This window comes from Actinomadura sp. GTD37, assembly GCF_041951365.1.
In the GTDB taxonomy this organism is placed as follows: Bacteria; Actinomycetota; Actinomycetes; order Streptosporangiales; family Streptosporangiaceae; genus Spirillospora.
The window spans coordinates 1,882,207-1,901,141 of the sequence record NZ_JBGNUS010000001.1; the positions used below are offsets into that span (position 1 = coordinate 1,882,207).

Below are 18,935 nucleotides of genomic sequence, written 5' to 3' on the forward strand. Positions count from 1 at the left end.
GGGCTCAGCGGATGAGGCGGGCCAGCTCGACGCGCGACCGGATCCCGAGCCGGGTGAAGACGTTGCGGAGATGGTGGTCGATCGTCCGCGGGCTGAGCAGCAGCCGCGCCGCGATCTCCCGGTTGGTGGCGCCCTCGGCGGCCATCCGGGCGATGTGCGCCTGCTGCGCGGTGAGCGTGCCGAACCCGCCCGTCCCGGACCCCGCGCGCGGCGGCGCGGCGTCCGGACCCCGCCCGCCGCCCGTCCCCCGCTCGGGGACGGGCGGCGCGGGCGGGGGCGGCGGCGCGACGGTCTCCCCGGCGGCGCGCAGCTCCGCGCGGGCCTGCGCGGTCCACGGGGCGGCGCCGTAGCGCTCGAAGATCCGCAGCGCGGCGCGCAGGTGCGCGCGGGCGGCGCGGGGCCGGCGGCCGCGCCGCAGCCGGTGCCCGAACAGCAGCTCCGTGCGGGCGAGGTCGAACACCGCGCCGGCCGCCTCGTGCAGGCGGAGCGCCTCGGTGAAGTGCTCCTCCGCGTCGGCGTCGCACTCGGCGAGCAGGGCGCGGCAGCGGCGGCTGAGCGCCTCCCGGCCGGGGGCGGCGCCGGGCCCCGCGGCGGCGCCGATCCCGTCCGTCCAGCCGCGGAAGCGCTCGTAGGCGGCGGCGGCCCGGTCGGGGTCGCCGGCCCGGACCAGCGCCTCGACCAGGTGCGGGACGGCGAACAGCCGCGCCGGGAGGTGGGCGAGCCCGGCGCCGCCCGGCAGCCGGAGCCGTGCGGCGGCGTCGGCGGGACGGTCCGCGGCGAGGTCCAGGCACGCGGGCGCCCACGACCCGAACGCGGCGGCGCGGGTGAGGCCGCGCCGGTCGGCGGTGCCGGTGAGCGGCTCCAGGTGCGCGGCCGCGCCCCGCGCGTCGCCGTTGAACGCGGCGGTGAGCGCGAGCGTGGCGAGCTGCTCGGTGGCGTGGCCGTGCAGCCGGGTCGCGCGGGCGAGGCGCAGGCCGTCGCGGCAGGCGGCGAGGGGCGCGGGCGGATGCCCGAGGAGCGCCTCGCACCGCCCGGCGACCAGCAGCGCGTACGACTCGATCGGCGCGTTGCCGAGCCGCCGCGCGGCCGCGACGGCCTCGGCCGCGAGGACGCGGGTGCGCGGCCCGTCGCCGAGCGCGAACGCGGCGAGCGCCGCCCACACCCGGGCGGCCGGGTCGGCGGTGCCGGCGCCGAGCCGGACGGCGGCGCGGAGCCGGTCCGCCGCCTCCCGGTGCCGGCCGCGGACCATGGCCGCCATGCCGCCGAGCTGGGCCAGCATCAGCTCGCCGCGCACGCCCCCGGCGGGCGGCAGGGACGCCGCCCGGTCGGCGATCTCCAGGTAGGCGTGGGTGTCCCCGGACGCGTCGGCGGCCTCGGACGCCCACATCAGCGCGTCCAGCGCCGCCTCCGCGTCGGTGCCCGCGAGGTGCTCGGCCGCGTCCCGCAGCGCGGGGATCGCGGTCGCCGGGGACCCGGCGGCCACCTCGATCTGGCCGCGCAGGAGGGCGGCGCGGGCGGCCCGGGACCCGTCGGGGGCCGGGGGCCGGACCTGCCGCAGCATCGCGCGGGCCCGCCTCGACCGGCCGCTCGCCCAGGCGTCCCCGGCGGCGGACAGGAACCGGTCCGTCCGGACGCCGTGCTCGACGGTGAGGGTCGCGGCGCGCTGCCAGAGCCGCCACGAGTCGGCGTACCGGCCCGCTCTGCGGCCCGCCTCCGCCGCGTCCGCCAGCTCCGCGGCGAGCCGGTCGTCGGGCTCGCCCGCGACCGCCGCGCGGTGCCAGAGCCGCCGCGGCCGCTGCCATTCCTGGACGAGGACCTCGGCGAGCAGCGCGTGCGCGTCCTGCCGCTCCGCGCGCGACGCGTCCGCCCACAGCGACGACCGGACGAGCCGGTCGCGCGCCGCGACGCCCTCGCCCTCGAACCGCAGCAGCCCCGACCCGCGGGCCGCGTCGAGGTCGGCCGCGCCGATGCCGTCCGCGCGGGCGGCCCGCGCCATGGTCGCCGTGCCGAGCCACTCCTCGGCCACCGCCATCAGGACGAGCCGTCGCGCGCCGGCGGGGAGCCGCAGGTAGCGGCGGTAGTAGCAGGTGCGCAGGGAACTACCGGCCGGAAGCGCGCGCGGCGGCGGCGCGGCCCCGGACAGCTGCCCGGACGTGAGCGCCGCGGCCAGCTCGCGGATCGCGAGGGGCCGCCCGCACGCCAGGTCGACGATCTCCTCGGCGAGGTCGCCGTCGCCTGCGCCGGCCCCGGCCGTGCGCCCGTCGTCCGCGCCGCCGTCCGTGCCGGTGTCCACGACGTCGTCGGGGTCGCCGCCGAGCGCGTCCTGTAACACGCGCCGGCTCTCCTCCTCGCCGAGCGGCGCGAGCCGCAGCCGCGGGATGCCCGCGAGCCCGCCCCCGCCCGCCCGGTCGTCGCGGGTGGCGAACAGGACCGCGACCGGCTCGTCCTGGACGCGGCGCGCCGCGAACGCCAGCACCTCCAGCGAGCCGCGGTCGAGCCAGTGGACGTCGTCCGCCCAGCACAGCACGGGGCCGCCGCGCGCGGCGATGCTCAGCAGCTCGCACACCGCCGTGTACAGGACGAACGGGGCGGCGCTCGGCGCCCCGTCCATGATCGTGCCGAGGGCGCCCCGGTGCGCGGGCGGCAGCCGCGCCGTCTCCGCGGCGAGCGGCCGCAGCAGCCGGTGCAGTCCCGCGTAGGGGACGCCGGTCTCGCCGGGCACGCCGGTGGTGCCGATCGTCCGGAAGGCGGGCGCCGCCGCGCGGACGGCGGCCTCCAGCAGCGCCGTCCGGCCGACGCCGGCGTCCCCGGCGATGGTCAGCGCGCCGCCGTGCCCGCCGCGGGCCCGGTCGAGCAGCGCCTCGACCGCCCGTAGTTCGCGCTCGCGTCCGTGCAGGGGGTGGGTCATGCCGGTCCCTCCTCAGCGGGGAACTGACCTCGGCCTGGCGCCGTAGGGGGCTCCTCTATTGGACGGGGTCTCGAAAGCGAAGGGGACCATAGGTCAACACGAGCACCCGCCACGGGTCCAGAGCGGGTTTCCGTCGCGGGGCCGTGGCGCAATCAGGACCGGCCCCGATTGTGAGCCCGCACAGTCTGGCCGTCCCGCGATGGCCCGTACACGTCCGTGATGGCACGATGAGGCCCCCGCGTTGTGCTGGAGGTGGCCCGTGATGACGGGAGGACGGACCGGCCTGGCCGACCAGGTGAACGCCGACCGGACGGGCGGCCCGGGAGGGCGCGCCGAGCCGGCCGGCCAGCTGGACGCCGACCGGACGATCATGCGCAAGGCGGTGCTGCGGCTGTCGGACCGGCTGCCCGACCTCGCCGACCGGCTCGCCGCCGAGATCCTGTCCGGCGACGACCGCGGCGACCGCGACGACGCGTTCCGCCACGACCTGTGGGAGTTGTGCCACACGGGGCTCGGGCACGGCTTCGAGACGATCCTCGACCCGCGCCGCGGGCGCGCCGACCTGGACTGGGCGCGGCGGCTCGGGCAGCGGCGGGCGCACCAGGGGCAGCCGCTCGACCAGCTGCTGCGGTCCTACAGGCTCGCCGGGCGGGTGTTCTGGGAGGCGGTCGTCGAGGTCGTCGGCCGGCACGATCCGGAGAACATCCCGGCGCTGATCCGGCAGGCGACCCGCACCTGGGACACGATCGACCAGCAGTCCGGCGCCGCCGCGTCCGCCTACCACCGCACCGAGCTGGAGCTGGCGCGCCGCAGCGAGGAGCGCGTCCAGGCGATCGTGGACGCGCTGCTGGACGGGCAGGGCGCCGACGGCGGGCTGCTCGCGACCGCCACGTCCGTCCTCGGCCTGCCGGTGACCGGCCGGTACGCCGTCGTCATGCTGGGCGCCGAGTGCGGGTTCGGCGACGGCGTCGACCGGCGGCCCGGCGACACCGGCGGCATGCGGTTCATCTGGCGGCTGCGCACCGACGCCCAGGTCGCGCTGGTCGCGCTCGGCGGCGCCGACCTCGACGACCTCGTCGCGGCCGTCCGCCCCTACGCGCGCTCGCACGCCGGGGTCAGCCCGGTCGTCTGCTCGCTCGCCGAGCTGGGCGGCGCCCGCTGGTTCGCCGAGCTGGCGCTGCGGACGTGCCGCGGCCCGGGCAACCAGATCGCCCGGCTGGACCGCCGCCTCCCCGACGCGCTCGTCCTGTCCCAGCCCCGCCTCGCCGCCCGGCTCGGGCATGTCGCGCTCGGCGGCCTCGGCGACGTCGACCCAGGGTTCCGCGACGTCCTGCTGACGACGCTGGAGACGTGGCTGGAGTGCGACGGCTCCGCGGCCCGCGCGGCGGACCGGCTGTTCTGCCACCGCAACACCGTCCTCAACCGGCTCCGCAAGATCGAGCAGCTCACCGGGCGGACGCTCACCCGTCCCGGCGACCTCGTCGAGCTGGCCCTCGCGCTGAGCGCGCTGCGGCTGCACGGCCAGGAGGCCGACGCCGAGGGGCCGCCCGCGCGGGGAGGCGGCGGGCGGCCCGGTCGGTGACGGGGGGCGGCTACGAGTTCGGGCAGGTGTCCCGGTACTCGGAGATGGTCAGGTCCAGGCCCGGTCCCGGGCACAGGAACTGGTCATAGCGGGTGTCGTTGTCGATGTACCGCTTGAGCCAGGAGATGCTGTACTTCGCGATCGTCGTGTTCGAGGTGTTCGGCGCGAAGTGGCTCGCGCCGGCCAGCTCCAGGTACGCCTTCTCCGACGACGCCGGGATGCTCGTGTAGAACGGCTCGGAGTGCGAGGCGACCGGCGCGACCGTGTCCGCCTGCGCCCCGATGATCATGGTGGGGACGCGCACGTCCGAGAAGTTCTTCTGCAGGTCCCACGGGGTGAGCGGGATCGCGGCCTGCAACTGCGGGCGGTCCTCGGCGGCCTCCAGCGTGCCGCCGCCGCCCATCGAGTGGCCCATCACGCCGAGCCGGGACGTGTCGATCCGGCTGCGGACGCTGCTGCGCTGCGTGAGGTAGTCGAGCGCCGCCTCCAGCTGCCGGGCGCGGCTGTCGGGCTGGTCGAGCCGGGTGTTGGTGTCGATCGTGAAGATCACGAAGCCCTGCGAGGCGAGCCGCGGCCCGAGCCAGGCCATGCTGCTCTGGTCGGCGGTGAAGCCCGGCGCGACCGCGACCGCGCCGAACGTCCCCTCGGCGGTGCTGGTCGGGTAGTAGATCGTCCCGCCGCCGAAGCCGGTGACGCTCAGCGACGACACGCTCGTCTGGGACGTCGCGAACGGGCCGCGCAGCGCCTCGATGCTCCGCTCGGTCGGGGCGGGCCCGCGCTCGTAGGGGTTGTCGGCCGCCTGCGCGGCGGCCTGCGGGACGGCGAGTGCGCCGGCGGTCAGCGCCGCTGCGAGCAGCGTTTTCGCCGCGCTTCTGGGGATGAGGTGCACGTCGGGTCGCTCCTGTTCGGGGGGGAGAGCCGGGGGCCGGCTCCACGGAACGGGGCGGAGCCGGGGGCGGCTCCAGGACGCGCACATTCTCCGCACGCGGCCGCGCCCCGGGCATCGGCGAAATCGCCGGTCATCCCGCGAGGAGGCCCCTGACCAGCCGGAAGCAGTCGAACGCGCGGAGGGCGTCGGTGCGCCGCGACCGTGTCCGTGGAGATCGTCATCGCTGTCAGGTGTCTGTCAGCGATCTGCCAGGACGCCGCCGCATGCTCGGTCCGACGAAAGGAGTTCATCATGTGCGACGTTCTCGTCATCGGGGCCGGCCCGACCGGTCTCAGCCTCGCGGTGGACCTCGCCCGGCGCGGGATCCGGCACCGGATCATCGACCCCGGCGGGCGCACCGGGTCGCGCGGCAAGGGTTTGCAGCCCCGCACGCTGGAGGTCTTCGACGACCTCGGGGTGATCGGCGCGATCCTCGCAGCGGGCGCCCCGTACCCGCCGATCCGCGCCTACTCGGGCACGGAGGTCGTGTGGGAGGGGCGGATGGGCGAGCCGAAGGAGCCGTCCGCCGCCGTTCCGTACCCGAACCTCCTCATGGTGCCGCAGTGGCGCACGGAGCAGATCCTCCGCGAGCGGCTGGAGGACCTGGGCGGCCGGGTCGAGCAGGCGGAACTCGCCGCGTTCACGCAGGACGCGGAGGGCGTCACCGCAACCCTCGCGGACGGCACGACCGTCCGCGCCGCGTACCTGGTCGGCGCCGACGGCGGGCGGAGCATCGTCCGCAGGACGCTCGGCGTCCCGTTCGCGGGGGAGACCCGCGACGAGGAGCGCATGCTGATCGGCGACGTCCGGACCGCCGACCTCGACCGGGACCACTGGCACACGTGGGCGGACATGGAGACGCTCGCCGTCCGCTTCGGCCTCTGCCCGCTCGCCGGGACGGACGACTTCCAGTTCACGGCCCCGCTCCCGGCGTCCGAGGACCCGGAGCCCGTCCTCGCCACGTACCAGAAGCTGCTGGAGGAGGGCACCGGACGCGGCGACATCGCCCTGACCGACCTGACGTGGAGTTCGGTCTACCGGGTCAACATCCGGATGGCCGAACGGTTCCGGGACGGCCGCGTCCTCCTCGCGGGCGACGCCGCCCACGTCCATTCGCCCGCCGGCGGCCAGGGCCTCAACACGGGCGTCCAGGACGCCTACAACCTCGGCTGGAAGCTGGCCGCCGTCATCGCGGGCGCGCCCGCGTCCCTTCTCGACACCTACGAGGAGGAGCGCCTTCCCGTCGCCGCCGCGGTCCTCGGCATCAGCACGCGGCTGTACGAGAGCGCCGCCCGAGGCCAGGCGGACGCCCTCAAGCGCGGCGAGGAGACCCAGCAGCTGCTGCTCGCCTACCCCGACAGCTCCCTGTCCGGCGGCGCGCTCGGCGGCGCCCGCGCCCCGGACGCCGTCCTCCACGACGGTGCCGGGGCCCCGCGCCGCGTGCACGACCTGCTGCGAGGCCCGCACTTCACCGTGCTGGCCTTCGGCACCGGGTTCGAGCACCCGGCCGCCCGCGTCGTCACCATCGGCGAGCGCGGCGAGTACCGGGACCCGGGCGACGCGGCCCGCGCCGCCTACGCGCCCGAAGGCGCGGCCCTCGCCCTGATCCGTCCGGACGGCTACATCGCCCGCACGGGCGGCGCGGCCGATATCCGCGCCGCCCTGGACCGCATGTCCGCCCCGGCGTGACCCGGAGGGGCGCGCTCGGCGGGGCACGCGGCGCGCGACCATAGGATCGGGGGCCCGAGCGTCCCAGCCGAGCGGAGCCGAACCAGCACATGACGAATGCCGAGCAGCCGGAAACGCCGCTGGACGCCGTCCGCGCACTGCGGGCCGAGTTCGGGATCGACGCCGGGCGCGTCGACCAGATCGGCCGCCTGCTGACCGGCGGGGACTTCCGGACGGTCGAGGAGGTCGTCTCCCTGACCGGGACGTCGCGGCGCACGGTCGAGGCGGTCTTCCGGGCCCTGGAGCCGGACCTCGAATCGTCCGGGGACGGGAGGCGCGTCCAGGAGGGGCGCGCCGCCGAGTACCGCTGCCTGTTCGGCGCGCGGGAGCCGTTCGGCGTCCGGGACCCGTGGACGGACGACGCGCGCCGCGACCCGGCGGCCGTCGCCGCGATGGCCGGGCTGATCGGCGCGGCGCCGCCGCCCGTGCAGGCCCTCGACCACGTCCCCGCCACCGCCGAGACCGTGGTCAAGCGGGCCCGTTTCATGCTCGACGGGTTCGACCTGACCGGCGCGCACGTGCTCTTCGTCGGCGACCACGACCTCACGTCCCTCGGCCTCTTCGTCGCCGGCGGCGCGCCCGGCCTGCGGGCGAGCGTGGTGGACGTCGACGAGCGGCTGCTGGAGTTCGTCGGCGCGGAGGCGGCGCGGCGCGGCTGGGACGTGCGCTGCCACTTCGCCGACCTGCGGCTGGGGCTGCCCGCCGCGCTGCGGGAGTCGTGCGAGCTGGTGTTCACCGACCCGCCGTACACGCCCGAGGGCGTCCAGCTCTTCGTCGCCCGCGGCCTGCAGGGGCTGCGGGACCACCGCAACGGGCGCGTCCTGCTGGCCTACGGGTTCGGCGAGCGGCAGCCGGCGCTGGGGCTCGCCGTCCAGAAGGCGCTCAACCCGCTGCACCTCGCCTACGAGGCCATGCTGCCCGGATTCAACCGGTATGCGGGCGCGCAGGCCGTCGGCGGCGCGGCGGCGCTGTACGTGCTGCGCCCCACCCGGCGGACGGCCGGCGCCGCCAGGGCCGCCGCCGACGACACCCGCACCGCCATGTACACCCACGGCGCCCAGTCGGTGGAGGCGTCCGGCGGGCTGGACGCACAAGCGGCCGCCCGCGTCCTCGAACTCGGCGCGGACGCCGGGGAGAAGACGCTGCTCGTCGGCGACGGCTGGCCCGCGGACGCGCCCGGCCGCCGCATCGCGCTGCCCGCGTTCCTCGGCGCGCCGCTGCCCCGCAACCTCCAGGACCACGGCACGGCCCTGGTCAACCTGTATCCCGGGTTCGGCGCGTCGGCCGTGCGGGCGCTGCTGGCCGCGAACGCGCACCGCGTCGGCCTCGTCTGCCGCAACGACCTGCCCCTCCTGAAGGACGCCGAGGGGCAGCGGGAGTTCGCCGGCCTCGTCGCGCCCAAGTTCCGGATCGTCCGCCGGCTCCGCGACACCCCCGGCCCCGGCCAGGCCCTCGTCCTCGCCGAGAGGGCCGAACCGGAAGGCGACGCCGAGCGCGTCCTCGGATACATGTACGCGCGCGCCCACGGAAAACTCGGCAACGCCTGGCGCGAGGGGCTCATCGCGGCGCGGAAGGCCGCCGGGACGACCCTCACCAAGAGCGAGGGCCGCCGCGCCATCGAGGCGTCCGCCAGCCGTCCCGACCTGCTGGAACGCTCGCTGATGGAGCTTCCCCTGTATCTCTTCGCCGTCCTCGAAGGGGACGTCCGGCGGTCGGTGGACGCACTCCCCGGCTGACGGGCGGGCCCGTTCAGACGCGGATGCGGTAGCCGGCGCCGCGCACCGTCTCGAAGCGCTCCGCGCCCAGCTTCCGGCGCAGGTACCGGACGTACACGTCGACGATGTTCGAGCCGGGATCGAAGTCGAAGCCCCACACGTGCGCGAGCAGCTGCTCCCGCGTCAGCACCTGGTCGGGGTTGCGGCAGAACATCTCGGCGAGCGCGAACTCGCGGGCGGTCAGCTCGACGGTCCGGCCCGGTACCCGGGCCCGCCGGGTGCGCAGGTCGAGCGCGAGGTCGCCGACGCGCAGCAGCGTCGCCTCCGGGGTCCGGTCGGCGCGCAGCCGCAGCCGCACCCGGGCCAGCAGCTCCTCGAACGCGAACGGCTTGGCGATGTAGTCGTCGGCGCCGCCCTCCAGCCCCGCGACCGTGTCGGCCACCCCGTCCCGCGCGGTGAGGATGATGACGGGCAGCGTCACCCGCTCCTCCCGCAGCCGGCGCAGCACGGTGAACCCGTCGCGCAGCGGCAGCCCGATGTCGAGGATCATCAGGTCGAACGCGCCGCCGCGCGCCAGCTCGCAGGCGGCGACGCCGTCCGCGGCGACCGCCGTGCCGAAACCGGCGGCGCCGAGGCCCTTCTCCAGGAACGAGGTGATCCGCGGCTCGTCCTCGGCGATCAGTATCCGGCTCAACGCCCCGCCTCCCCGTGCGACGGCTCCGGCTCGCCGTCCAAGGCGGGCACGATGGACGGCTCGGCGGGCGCCGGGCGCAGGGGCAGCTCCAGGACGAACCGCGCGCCGCCGCCGGCCGGGCTCTCCACCCTGGCGAGCCCGCCGTGCGCGCGGGCGATCGAGCCGACGATGGCGAGCCCGAGCCCCGCGCCGTCCGTCGGCCGGGGGCCCGCCCCCGCGCGGACGAACCGGTCGAAGATGCGCGACGCGTCCTCGTCCGCGACGCCCGGACCGGTGTCGCGCACCCACAGCTCCACCATGCCGCCGCGCACCGCCGACCCGACCTCGACGGTGTCGTCCTCGCCGGTGTGCCGGACGGCGTTCGCGGCGAGCTGCATCAGCGCCTGCGTGAGCCGCTGCCGGTCGGCGAGCACGCGGACCTCCGCCACCTCGCCCACCCGCCACCGGCGCGGCGCCATCCCGCGCGCCTTCGCGACCGTCTCCACGGCGAGGTCGGCGAGGTCGGTCTCGCCCGGCGCGAGGAAGTCGGGGCGCTCCGCCTTGGCGAGCACCAGCAGGTCGTCCACGATGCGGTTCATCCGGTCCAGCTCGTCGATGAGCAGTTCCCGCGTCTCGGCCCGCTCCGCGGGGTCGTCGCCCATCAGCTCCAGATGACCGCGGATCACCGTCAGCGGCGTGCGCAGCTCGTGCCCGGCGTCGTCGACGAACCTGCGCTGCGTCGCGAACGCGGACTCCAGCCGGTCCAGCATCGTGTTGAACGTGGCGGCGAGCGCGGCGACGTCGTCGCCGCCGCGCACCTCCAGCCGCCGGGTCAGGTCGGACGCGCCGATCCGCTCGGCGGTCTGCCGCACCAGCCGGATCGGCGCCAGCACCCGGCCCGCGACCAGCCAGCCGGCGAGCCCGGCGACGGCGAGCGCGCCGAACGCGGTGAACCCGAGGACGCGGGTCGTCTCCTCCACCTCGTCGCGCTGCAGGTCGCGGAACTCGGCGACGACGAGGGCGGCGCGGTCCCGGTCGCCCGCCATCCGCACCGGGAGCACCGCGTACCGGACGCGGCCCGCCGGGCCGTCCGCCCAGCCGGACGCGGGCCGCCCCGCCGCCGCGATCCGGGCGGCGCGGGCGACGAACGCGGCGTCGTGGTCGAGCCGCGCCGGCGGCGGGTACGGGCTGCGCCGGTCCGCGCGGCCGTCGACGACGCTGAAGAACGTCTCGGGGCCGTCCGGCAGGCTGTGGCCGAGGTAGGCGGTGAGCAGCGCGCGGGCGTCCGGCGCCGGCCGCCCGGTCGCCGGGTCGACGCCGGCGCGGGCGAACTCGCGGAACTTGGCGGCCTCGTGGCTCAGCTCGCCGTTGATCCGCTCGTCCAGCCGCGCCGACTGCACCGTCCAGGTCAGGGAGACGGCGGCGCCCAGCGCGAGCGCGACGAGGAGCAGCATCCAGCCGACGATGCGGGCGCGCGCGGTGGGCCCGCGCCGCGGCCGTCCGGGCCCGGCCGGTTCAGTCGTCGTCTGCGTCATCGTCGATCTCGCCGTCGTCGTCGGAGCCCGGCGGACGCGGCGGCGTGACGGGCCGCCCGCCCTGGCGGGGCGTGCGCGTCGCCGCCGGGCGCGGCGCCGGGCTCGGCGACGCCGGGCTCCGCGACGCCGGGCTCCGCGTCGCCGGGGGCGGGGACACCCGGACGACGTCGCCGAGGTCCGGCGGGTCGCTGGTCTGGGCACGGGCGAACCCGGCGGCGAGGCCGAGCGCTGCCAGGGCCGCCGCTCCGACGCCGGCGATCGCCGCACGGGTGGCCATGCCGCCACTATGTCCCGGCGGACCGCGTTCCGCGACGCACCGCCGATGAGAACCTTCTCATCGGCGGCCGGTGAGAGGGCTCTCATCGCGGTCTCATGGCGGCCTCACCGTCCGCCGCGAGGGTCGGTCCCGGAAGCAACCGCCGCCATGAGGAGGACCGCCGTGCTGATGGACGTCGTCTACGGACTGACCGTGGACCTGGTCGCGATCACGGTGCTCGCGCAACTGATCTACTTCCGCCGGCACCGCCGCCGGGACATGCGGCTCGCCTACGTCGCGGTCAACGTCGGGGTGTTCACCGTCGTCGCGCTGCTGCTCGCGCAGCGCGCCGACCTCGCGATCGGCTTCGGCCTGTTCGGGGTGCTGTCGATCATCCGGCTGCGGTCCAGCGCGCTCACCCAGGAGGAGGTCGGCTACTACTTCGTGGCTCTGGCGCTCGGCCTGGTCAACGGCCTCGCCGCGCACGACGTGCCGCTCGCGCTCACGCTGGACGCGGTGCTGCTCGCGGTCATGTTCGCGGCCGACCACCCGCGGCTGCCGGACCGCACCCGGCACCGGCTGATCACCCTGGACGTGGTCCACCGCGACGACGCGGCGCTGCGGGCCGACCTGGAGAACCGGCTCGGCGGGACCGTCCTGCGGCAGGAGGTGACCGAGGTCGACTACGTGCGGGACGTCATGGTGGTGGACGTCCGCTACAACGTGCCCGCCGCCCGCCGCCCGGACCTCGTCCCCAGCCAGGCGGCCCGGAACGGGGCCCTCCTGTGACGGCCGCGGCCGTGCTCGGCGACGCGGCGGCGGGACCGCCGGCGATCGGGCTCCCGGACGTCCTCGCCCGCTCCGCGCTGCAACTGCGCCTCGACCGCAAGTACCTGCTCCCCGTACCGCTGTTGCCCGCGCTGGTCGGCGGGCTGGCCGGGGACTACGCGGCGCTGGAGATCGACGGGCGGCGCCTGTTCCGCTACTCGTCCACCTACTTCGACACCCCCGGCCTGCTCACCTACCGGCAGCACCGCCAGGACCGGCGCCGCCGCTTCAAGATCCGCACGCGGACGTACCTGGACAGCGGCTCCTGCATGTTCGAGGTGAAGCTGAACGGGACGCGCGACGCCACCGACAAGCGGCGCACCCCGTACGAGGCCGCCCGCCGCGCGGAGCTCACCGCGGCCGCCGAGCGCTTCCTGGCGGAGGCGCTCCTGTCGGAGTACCGGATGAACCCGCCCGAGCCGCTGGGCCCGTCGGCGACGACCGGCTACCGCCGCGTCACGCTCGTCCAGCGGTCCGGCACGGGACGGGTCACGCTCGACGCGGGGCTGGTGTGCTCCCGTCCGGGGAGGCGGGTCGAGGCGCGCGACGACTGGGTGCTGGTCGAGTCGAAGTCGGCCGCCGCCGACACCCCGGCCGACCGGCTGCTGCGCCGGATGCGCGTCCACCCCGTCAAGATCAGTAAGTACTGCCTCGCGGTCGCCGTGCTCTACCCGGGCACGGCCTCGAACCCCTGGCGCCCGGCCCTCCGCCGCTGCTTCGCCCCCACTGGTTAACCTGGGGCGACGTTCGTTCTGCGGGGAGTTGAGGGTGGTTGGCTGAGGCGATACCGGGGCCGCGCGCCGCGCGGGCGGTCGTCGGCATGGTGCTGGCCTCGTTCGCCGGGATCTACGTGCTGGCGGCCCCCGCGCGGACGGACGGGGCCGTACGCGCCGGGGCCGCCGCCGCCCTGGCGGTGCTGGTCCTCCTGCTGCACCTGGTCTGGGCGGCGCCCTGGACGCGGCGGCGGCGCGGCGGCTGGATCGTGCCGGCGCAGGCGCTCGCCGCCTACGCGGCCGTCCTGGCGTTCGGGACGTCGGTCGGGATCCTCGGCTTCGCGGCGGGGTCGGCGCTGCTGGCGGGCGCCCCGCCGGTCGCGGTGCTGGTCGTGGGGAGCGCCGCGGTCATCGAGGCGCTGCGCGGCGGGGCCGTCGCCGACGTCACGATCACCTGCCTGCTGACCGGGCTCGTCGTGTACGGGCTGGTGCGGCTGGCCGACCGGGTCGACGACGCGGCGGCGGCCCGGCTGCCGCTCACCGTGGCGGCGGCCGAGCGGGAGCGGCTGCGGATCGCGGCGGAGCTGAACCGGGGGCTCGGGGACGGCCTGGCGGCCATCGTCCGGGGAAGCCGCCGCGCGCTCCAGTGTCCGGAGGAGATCGGCGAGGTCCTGGAGGTCGCCCGGACGTCGCTGAACGACGCCCGCGCCGCCGCGATGGACTTCCGGAGCATGTCCCTCGCGCCGGAGGCGTCGGCGGCGCGCGCGTTGCTGCAGGCGGCCGGCGTCCAGGTCGAGGTGCGGACCGGGCACAGCGAGCCGCTCGGGCCCGCCGGCGCCCTGCTGGCGACGGTCCTTCGGGAGGCGGTCACCGACGTGGTGCGCGCGGACTCCGCGCGGGCTTGCCTGATCGAGACGTCCGAGAGCGCGGGCGTCGTGAGGCTTCGCGTGGTGAACGACGGCGTCCGCACGGCCGAGAAGGGCGAAGAGGGCCTGCTGCGGGTCGCGGAGCGGGTTCGCCAGGCGGGCGGCACCTTCACGACGGGCCTGGAGGACGACGGCCGTTTCATGGTGGAGGCCACCGCCGAGGCCGGGGAGCGTGCCGTCGGCGTACCCGACCGGGGCGACTACCGGCTCTCGCTCACGCTGCTGGCGGCGGTCCTCGCGGGCTTCTCCGTGAAGGGACTGCTGCTGATCGAGTGGGGCCCGCTGTGGCCGGCGGCGGCGGCCGGGCTGGCGCTGGTCTCCGTCGTGCAGCTCGTCTGGGCGAGCCGGGGACGGCCGAGGGGCTGGTGGCCGATCCTGGCGGTGCTGAGCTTCGGGCCCGTCCCGCTGCTCGGGGAGGCGTGGCTGGGCCTCGCCGGGTTCCTCGCGGGGACGCTGCTGGTCGGGCTGCCGAGGCGGGCCGCCGTCCCGCTCGTCGCGGCGACGATGGCGGGCGTCGGGATCGGCGCCGGGCTGCTCGGGCTGAGCACGGCGGCCGTGGTCAACTACGTCATCAGCACGCTGGTGACCGGCCTCGTCGTCTACGGGCTGGTCATGCTCGCCCGGCTCGTACGGGAACTGCGCGCGGCGGGGGCGGAGCTGGCGCGGGCGGCGGCCGTCCAGGAGCGGCTGCGGGCGGCCCGCGACCTGCACGACCTGCTCGGCCACAGCCTCGCCGCGATCCTGCTGAAGTGCGAGCTGGCGCGGCGGCTCGCCGGGGTCGACGCCGCGCGCGCCCGCGCCGAGGTGGCCGACGTCGCGGCCATGGCGGAGCAGGCGGGCGCGGACCTGCGCGCGGCGACCGGCGGCGGCGCCGGGCTGTCGCTGGACGGCGAGCTGCGGTCGGCGCGGTCGGTGCTCGCGGCGGCCGGCGTCGAGGTCGAGACCGACACGGGCCACACGGCCCTGGACGCCCCGGTGTCGGCCGTGCTCAGCACGGTCCTGCGCGAGGCCGTGACCAACGTGCTGCGGCACAGCGCCGCGAAACGCTGCGTCATCGTCACCGCGCAGGACGGTGACGCCGTCCGGCTGGTCGTGGAGAACGACGGGCTCGACCCGCGCGCGGCCCGCGAACCGCCCGGTTCGGGCATCGGGAACCTCACCACTCGGCTGGCCTCCGTCGGGGGGACGCTCAGCGCGCGCGCCGACGGAGAGGGGCGCTTCCGCGTGGAGGCGAGGATCGGCTAGAGCCAGCCGGCTTCGCGGGCGATGCGCGCGGCGTCGGTCCGGTTCCGGGCGTTGAGCTTGGTGACGACCGACGTCAGGTAGTTGCGGACCGTCCCGGCGGACAGGTGGAGCCGTCCGGCGATCTCCGGCGCCTCGGCCCCCTCGGCGGCGAGCCGCAGGACGTCGGTCTCGCGCGGGGTCAGCGGATTGTCGGCGAGGTCCCAGGCGGTGAGGGCGAGCTTGGGATCGAGGACGCGCTCGCCCGCGGCCACCTTGCGGATCGCCTCGGCCAGCTCCTCCGGGGGCGCGGTCTTCAGCAGGAACCCGCGCACGCCGGCGGTCAGCGCGCGGCGCAGGTGGCCGGGCTTGCCGTGCCCGGTGAGGATCAGCGCCGCGGTCTCCGGCAGCGCGTCGCGGAGGGCGGCGGCCGCGGCGAGGCCGTCCAGCCCGGGCATGTCGACGTCGAGGACGGCGACGTCCGGCCGGGCGGCGCGAGCGGCGGGCAGCACCTCGTCGCCGCGCTCGACCTCCGCGACCACCGTCAGGTCGGGCTCCAGCGCCAGCAGCGCGGCGAGGGCGCCGCGCACCACGTGGTGGTCATCGGCCAGCAACACCTTGATCACGCCTTATGTCTACCAGCGTCCGCTTCACGCCCGGACCCATGACGAGGTCACGGGTGTCCGGTGACGACGTCTCTGGCCCGTGAACACCCAGGTCAGAAGACTTGAGGCATGGATGAAGCGGTACACGTCGACGCGGTGCGCATGGACATGGTCAGCAAGGTCTACGGCAAGGGGAGGGGGGCCGTCGCCGCGCTGCGCGAGGTGACCACGGGGCTCCCGCGCGGCCGTTTCACGGCGGTCATGGGGCCGTCCGGCTCGGGCAAGAGCACGTTCCTGCACTGCGCGGCGGGGCTGGACACCCCCACGTCCGGGACGGTCCGGCTCGGGGACACCGAGATCTCCGCGATGAACGAGACGAAGCTGACCGAACTGCGCAGGGCACGGGTCGGATTCGTGTTCCAGGCGTTCAACCTCGTCTCGTCCCTGACGGTGGAGCAGAACATCACCTTGCCGCTGCGCCTGTCGCGGACCGGCGCCGACAAGGAATGGCTCAAGGAGGTCGTCGCCCGCGTCGGTCTCACGGACCGCACCGGGCACCGGCCCGCGCAGCTTTCCGGCGGGCAGCAGCAGCGGGTCGCGATCGCCCGCGCGCTGGTGACCCGCCCGGAGGTGGTGTTCGGAGACGAGCCCACGGGCGCACTCGACACGATGACCGCGCGGGAGGTCCTCACCCTGCTCAGGGAGACCGTGGACGGCATGGGCCAGACGGTCGTGATGGTCACCCACGATCCGGTGGCCGCCGCCTACGCCGACACGGTCCTGTTCCTCGCCGACGGGCGGATCGTCGATCGGATGGACGCGCCGTCCAGCGAGAAGGTCGCCGCCCGCATGACGCGTCTGGGGGCGTGGAAGTGATGCTCTGGCTCGTTCTCAGCACGCTGCGGCACCGCAAGGCCGGCTTCGCCGGCGCGTTCGCCGCCCTCCTGTGCGCCGCCGCGCTCATCTGCGCCTGCGGCGTCCTGCTCGACACCGGCCTGCGCGGCTCCGTGCGGCCCGAACGGTACGCGGGTGCGCCGGTCGTCGTCACCGGGGACCAGTTCGTCCACAAGACGATCGTGAAGAAGAAGGGCGGGGGCAAGAAGGACAAGGTCAAGCACAAGGCCAAGGCGATCGCCGAGCGCGCGTGGCTGCCCGCCTCCGTCGCGGAGCGGGTCCGGACGGCGCCGGGCGTCCGGGACGTGGTCACCGAGGTGTCCTTCCCCGCCGAACTCGGGGCCGGATCCGGCCCCGGGGAGTCGTGGGGGCACGGGTGGGAATCGGCCGCGCTCACGCCGTTCACGCTGCGGGACGGCCGCGCCCCCCGCGCGGACGACGAGATCGTGGTCGACGCCGCCACCGCCCGCCGCGACGGGCTCCGGGTCGGCTCCCGCGTGCGCGTCGCGTCCGCCCTGCCGGGCGCCTACCGGGTCGTCGGCGTGACCGGGCAGTCGCTCGAACACCAGACCGCGGTCTTCTTCTCCACCGCCGAGGCCGCCCGCCTGTCCGGGCACGCCGGCCAGGTCACCGCCATCGGCGCCCACGGCTCCGCGAGGGCGGTCGAGGACGCCGTGCGCGGCACCGCCGCCACCGTCCACACCGGGACGGACCGGGGCAGGGCCGAGTTCCTCGGCGCGGAGAAGTCCCGGATCAAGCTGATCAGCATGGGCGGCGCGCTCGGCGGCACCGCGCTGCTCGTCGCCGTCCTGGTCGTGTGCGGCACGTTCGCGCTGTCGGTGCAGCAGCGCGAACGCGAGATCGCGCTGCTGCGGGCCGTGGCCGCGACGCCGCGGCAGGTCCGCCGGATGATCGGGCACGAGGCGCTGCTGGTCGGGCTCGCCGCGGGCCCGCTCGGCGCCGCCGCCGGGCTGCCGGTCGCGTTCTGGCTGCGGGACCGGTTCCGCGGCCTCGGCGCGCTGCCGCCCAACCTCGACCTCGTGGTGAGCCCGTTCCCGCCGCTCGCCGCCGCCCTCGCCACCCTCGCGGCGGCCTTCGCCGCCGCCCGGATCACGGCGCGGCGCACCGCCCGGATCCGCCCGGTGGAGGCGCTCGGCGACGCGGCCCTGAGCCGCGGCGGCTCCGGCGTGCTCCGAACGTCGGCGGGCCTCCTGACCACCGCAGGCGCCGTCGTCCTGACGATCGTCCTGTCGAACCTGCGCACGGAGGCGGCGGCCGGCCCGGTCACGGTGCTGACCGCGATCGTCTGGACGGTCGCGGCCGCGCTCCTCGGCCCGGCCATCGCCCGCGCGGCGGTCGCCGTGGCGGCGGTTCCGCTGCGGCTCTCCCCGGTCGGCGGCCACCTCGCCGCCGCGAACCTGCGGGCCGGCGCCCGGCGGCTCGCGTCCGTCGTCACCCCGCTCACCCTGATGATCGGCCTGACCGCCACGATCCTCTTCGTCCAGACGACGATGGGCGGCGCGGCGACGAGCCAGGCGGACGACGGCATCGTCGCCGCGCACGTCGCCGGCCCGAAGATCCCGCACGACGCGGCCGAGAGGATCCGCCGGACGCCCGGCGTGACCGCCGTGACCGAGGTCCTGCACAGCACCGTCCGGGTGAATCTGGAGAACTACGGCGTCCAGGGCGTCACACCGGACGGCCTGGACCGCACCATGGACCTGGACGTCCGGGCCGGCTCGCTCGCCGGGCTGAACGCGTCCACCATCGCCGTGAGCGCCACCGCCGCCGACCGCCTGGACGTGCGGCCGGGCGACCGGCTCGCCCTCACGCTCGGCGACGGCACGCCGATCGAGCCCACGGTGATCGCCGTCTACGGGCGCGGCCTCGGCTTCGGCGACCTGACCGTCGCCCGCGACCTGCTCGCCGCGCACGTGGACGACCCGCGCGGCACCGTGCTGATCGCGGGCACGGCCCCCGCCGGGATCCCCACGGCGGACCCCGGCACGCTCGCCGCGGACACGGCGTCCGCGAACGCCGAGGTCAACTACGTCGCCATGGCCCTCATCATCGCGTTCACAGCGATCGCCGTGGTGAACACCCTCGCGATGTCCACCGCCGACCGGGCCCGCGAGTTCGCTCTGCTGCGCCTGGCCGGGGCGACCAAACGGCAGATCATGCGGATGCTCGGCTGGGAGACCCTCGCCGTCGTCGCCGTCGCCGCCGTCCTCGGCACCGCGATCGCCCTGGCGACGCTCGCCGCGTTCGGGGCCGGGATGACCGGCGGCGCGCCGCACGTCCCGCCGCTCGCCCTCCTGGGCGTCCTCGCCTGGGGCGCCGCCCTCGCCGGGATCGCGACGGCGCTGCCCGCCCGGCTGGCCATGGCGACCCGTCCCGCCGAGACGATCTCCACCCGCGAGTGA

Annotated in this window: 14 protein-coding genes; 8 read left to right on the plus strand and 6 right to left on the minus strand. The window is 76.4% G+C overall.

The features are described 5' to 3' along the window. Positions 1 to 4 precede the first annotated feature (4 nt). Entirely contained in the window at positions 5 to 2,908 is a 2,904-nt protein-coding gene (locus tag ACA511_RS09015; protein ID WP_375023604.1) for an AAA family ATPase, read from the minus strand. A 262-nt stretch (positions 2,909 to 3,170) separates the two neighbouring features. Here ACA511_RS09015 and ACA511_RS09020 point away from each other — a divergent pair, with 262 nt between their 5' ends. Next, entirely contained in the window at positions 3,171 to 4,490 is a 1,320-nt protein-coding gene (locus ACA511_RS09020) for a PucR family transcriptional regulator (RefSeq protein ID WP_375023605.1), read from the plus strand. Between the two features lie 10 nt (positions 4,491 to 4,500). Here the strand turns inward: ACA511_RS09020 and ACA511_RS09025 are convergent, their stop codons facing one another. Next, complete coding sequence (locus tag ACA511_RS09025) at positions 4,501 to 5,370, minus strand: alpha/beta hydrolase family protein (RefSeq protein WP_375024715.1); 870 nt, start codon at positions 5,368 to 5,370, stop codon at positions 4,501 to 4,503. 300 nt (positions 5,371 to 5,670) lie between these two features. Here ACA511_RS09025 and ACA511_RS09030 point away from each other — a divergent pair, with 300 nt between their 5' ends. Both ACA511_RS09030 and ACA511_RS09035 read left to right on the plus strand, forming a co-directional pair. Beyond that, a complete protein-coding gene (locus ACA511_RS09030) occupies positions 5,671 to 7,107 on the plus strand; it encodes an FAD-dependent monooxygenase (RefSeq protein ID WP_375023606.1) in 1,437 nt (478 codons plus the stop codon). Between the two features lie 89 nt (positions 7,108 to 7,196). Further along, the gene (locus ACA511_RS09035) at positions 7,197 to 8,882 is read left to right on the plus strand and encodes a bis-aminopropyl spermidine synthase family protein (RefSeq protein WP_375023607.1); all 1,686 of its coding nucleotides are present in this window, start codon (positions 7,197 to 7,199) and stop codon (positions 8,880 to 8,882) included. Positions 8,883 to 8,895: 13 nt separating this feature from the next. Here the strand turns inward: ACA511_RS09035 and ACA511_RS09040 are convergent, their stop codons facing one another. The 3 genes from ACA511_RS09040 to ACA511_RS09050 are packed head-to-tail and all read right to left on the minus strand — an operon-like array spanning position 8,896 to position 11,346. Further along, entirely contained in the window at positions 8,896 to 9,555 is a 660-nt protein-coding gene (locus ACA511_RS09040; protein ID WP_375023608.1) for a response regulator transcription factor, read from the minus strand. Further along, complete coding sequence (locus ACA511_RS09045; RefSeq protein ID WP_375023609.1) at positions 9,552 to 11,069, minus strand: sensor histidine kinase; 1,518 nt, start codon at positions 11,067 to 11,069, stop codon at positions 9,552 to 9,554. Before ACA511_RS09045 ends, ACA511_RS09040 begins: the two co-directional genes overlap by 4 nt. Beyond that, complete coding sequence (locus ACA511_RS09050) at positions 11,050 to 11,346, minus strand: hypothetical protein (protein ID WP_375023610.1); 297 nt, start codon at positions 11,344 to 11,346, stop codon at positions 11,050 to 11,052. Before ACA511_RS09050 ends, ACA511_RS09045 begins: the two co-directional genes overlap by 20 nt. A 147-nt stretch (positions 11,347 to 11,493) precedes the next feature. Here ACA511_RS09050 and ACA511_RS09055 point away from each other — a divergent pair, with 147 nt between their 5' ends. From ACA511_RS09055 to ACA511_RS09065, 3 genes are read left to right on the plus strand one after another with little or no spacing between them, the layout of a single operon-like run. Continuing rightward, positions 11,494 to 12,114 carry a DUF4956 domain-containing protein gene (locus ACA511_RS09055; RefSeq protein WP_375023611.1) on the plus strand — a complete coding sequence of 207 codons (621 nt, stop codon included), beginning with the start codon at positions 11,494 to 11,496 and terminating at the stop codon, positions 12,112 to 12,114. Next, complete coding sequence (locus tag ACA511_RS09060; protein WP_375023612.1) at positions 12,111 to 12,887, plus strand: VTC domain-containing protein; 777 nt, start codon at positions 12,111 to 12,113, stop codon at positions 12,885 to 12,887. Before ACA511_RS09055 ends, ACA511_RS09060 begins: the two co-directional genes overlap by 4 nt. A gap of 38 nt (positions 12,888 to 12,925) precedes the next feature. Beyond that, positions 12,926 to 15,037 carry a sensor histidine kinase gene (locus ACA511_RS09065; RefSeq protein WP_375023613.1) on the plus strand — a complete coding sequence of 704 codons (2,112 nt, stop codon included), beginning with the start codon at positions 12,926 to 12,928 and terminating at the stop codon, positions 15,035 to 15,037. Here ACA511_RS09065 and ACA511_RS09070 read toward each other — a convergent pair. Continuing rightward, the gene (locus ACA511_RS09070) at positions 15,034 to 15,639 is read right to left on the minus strand and encodes a response regulator (RefSeq protein ID WP_375023614.1); all 606 of its coding nucleotides are present in this window, start codon (positions 15,637 to 15,639) and stop codon (positions 15,034 to 15,036) included. The genes ACA511_RS09065 and ACA511_RS09070 overlap by 4 nt on opposite strands. Positions 15,640 to 15,747: 108 nt before the next feature. Here ACA511_RS09070 and ACA511_RS09075 point away from each other — a divergent pair, with 108 nt between their 5' ends. Both ACA511_RS09075 and ACA511_RS09080 read left to right on the plus strand, forming a co-directional pair. Continuing rightward, on the plus strand, positions 15,748 to 16,494 hold the full coding sequence (locus ACA511_RS09075) for an ABC transporter ATP-binding protein (protein ID WP_375023615.1): 747 nt from the start codon (positions 15,748 to 15,750) through the stop codon (positions 16,492 to 16,494). Continuing rightward, a complete protein-coding gene (locus ACA511_RS09080) occupies positions 16,494 to 18,935 on the plus strand; it encodes an ABC transporter permease (protein WP_375023616.1) in 2,442 nt (813 codons plus the stop codon). Before ACA511_RS09075 ends, ACA511_RS09080 begins: the two co-directional genes overlap by 1 nt.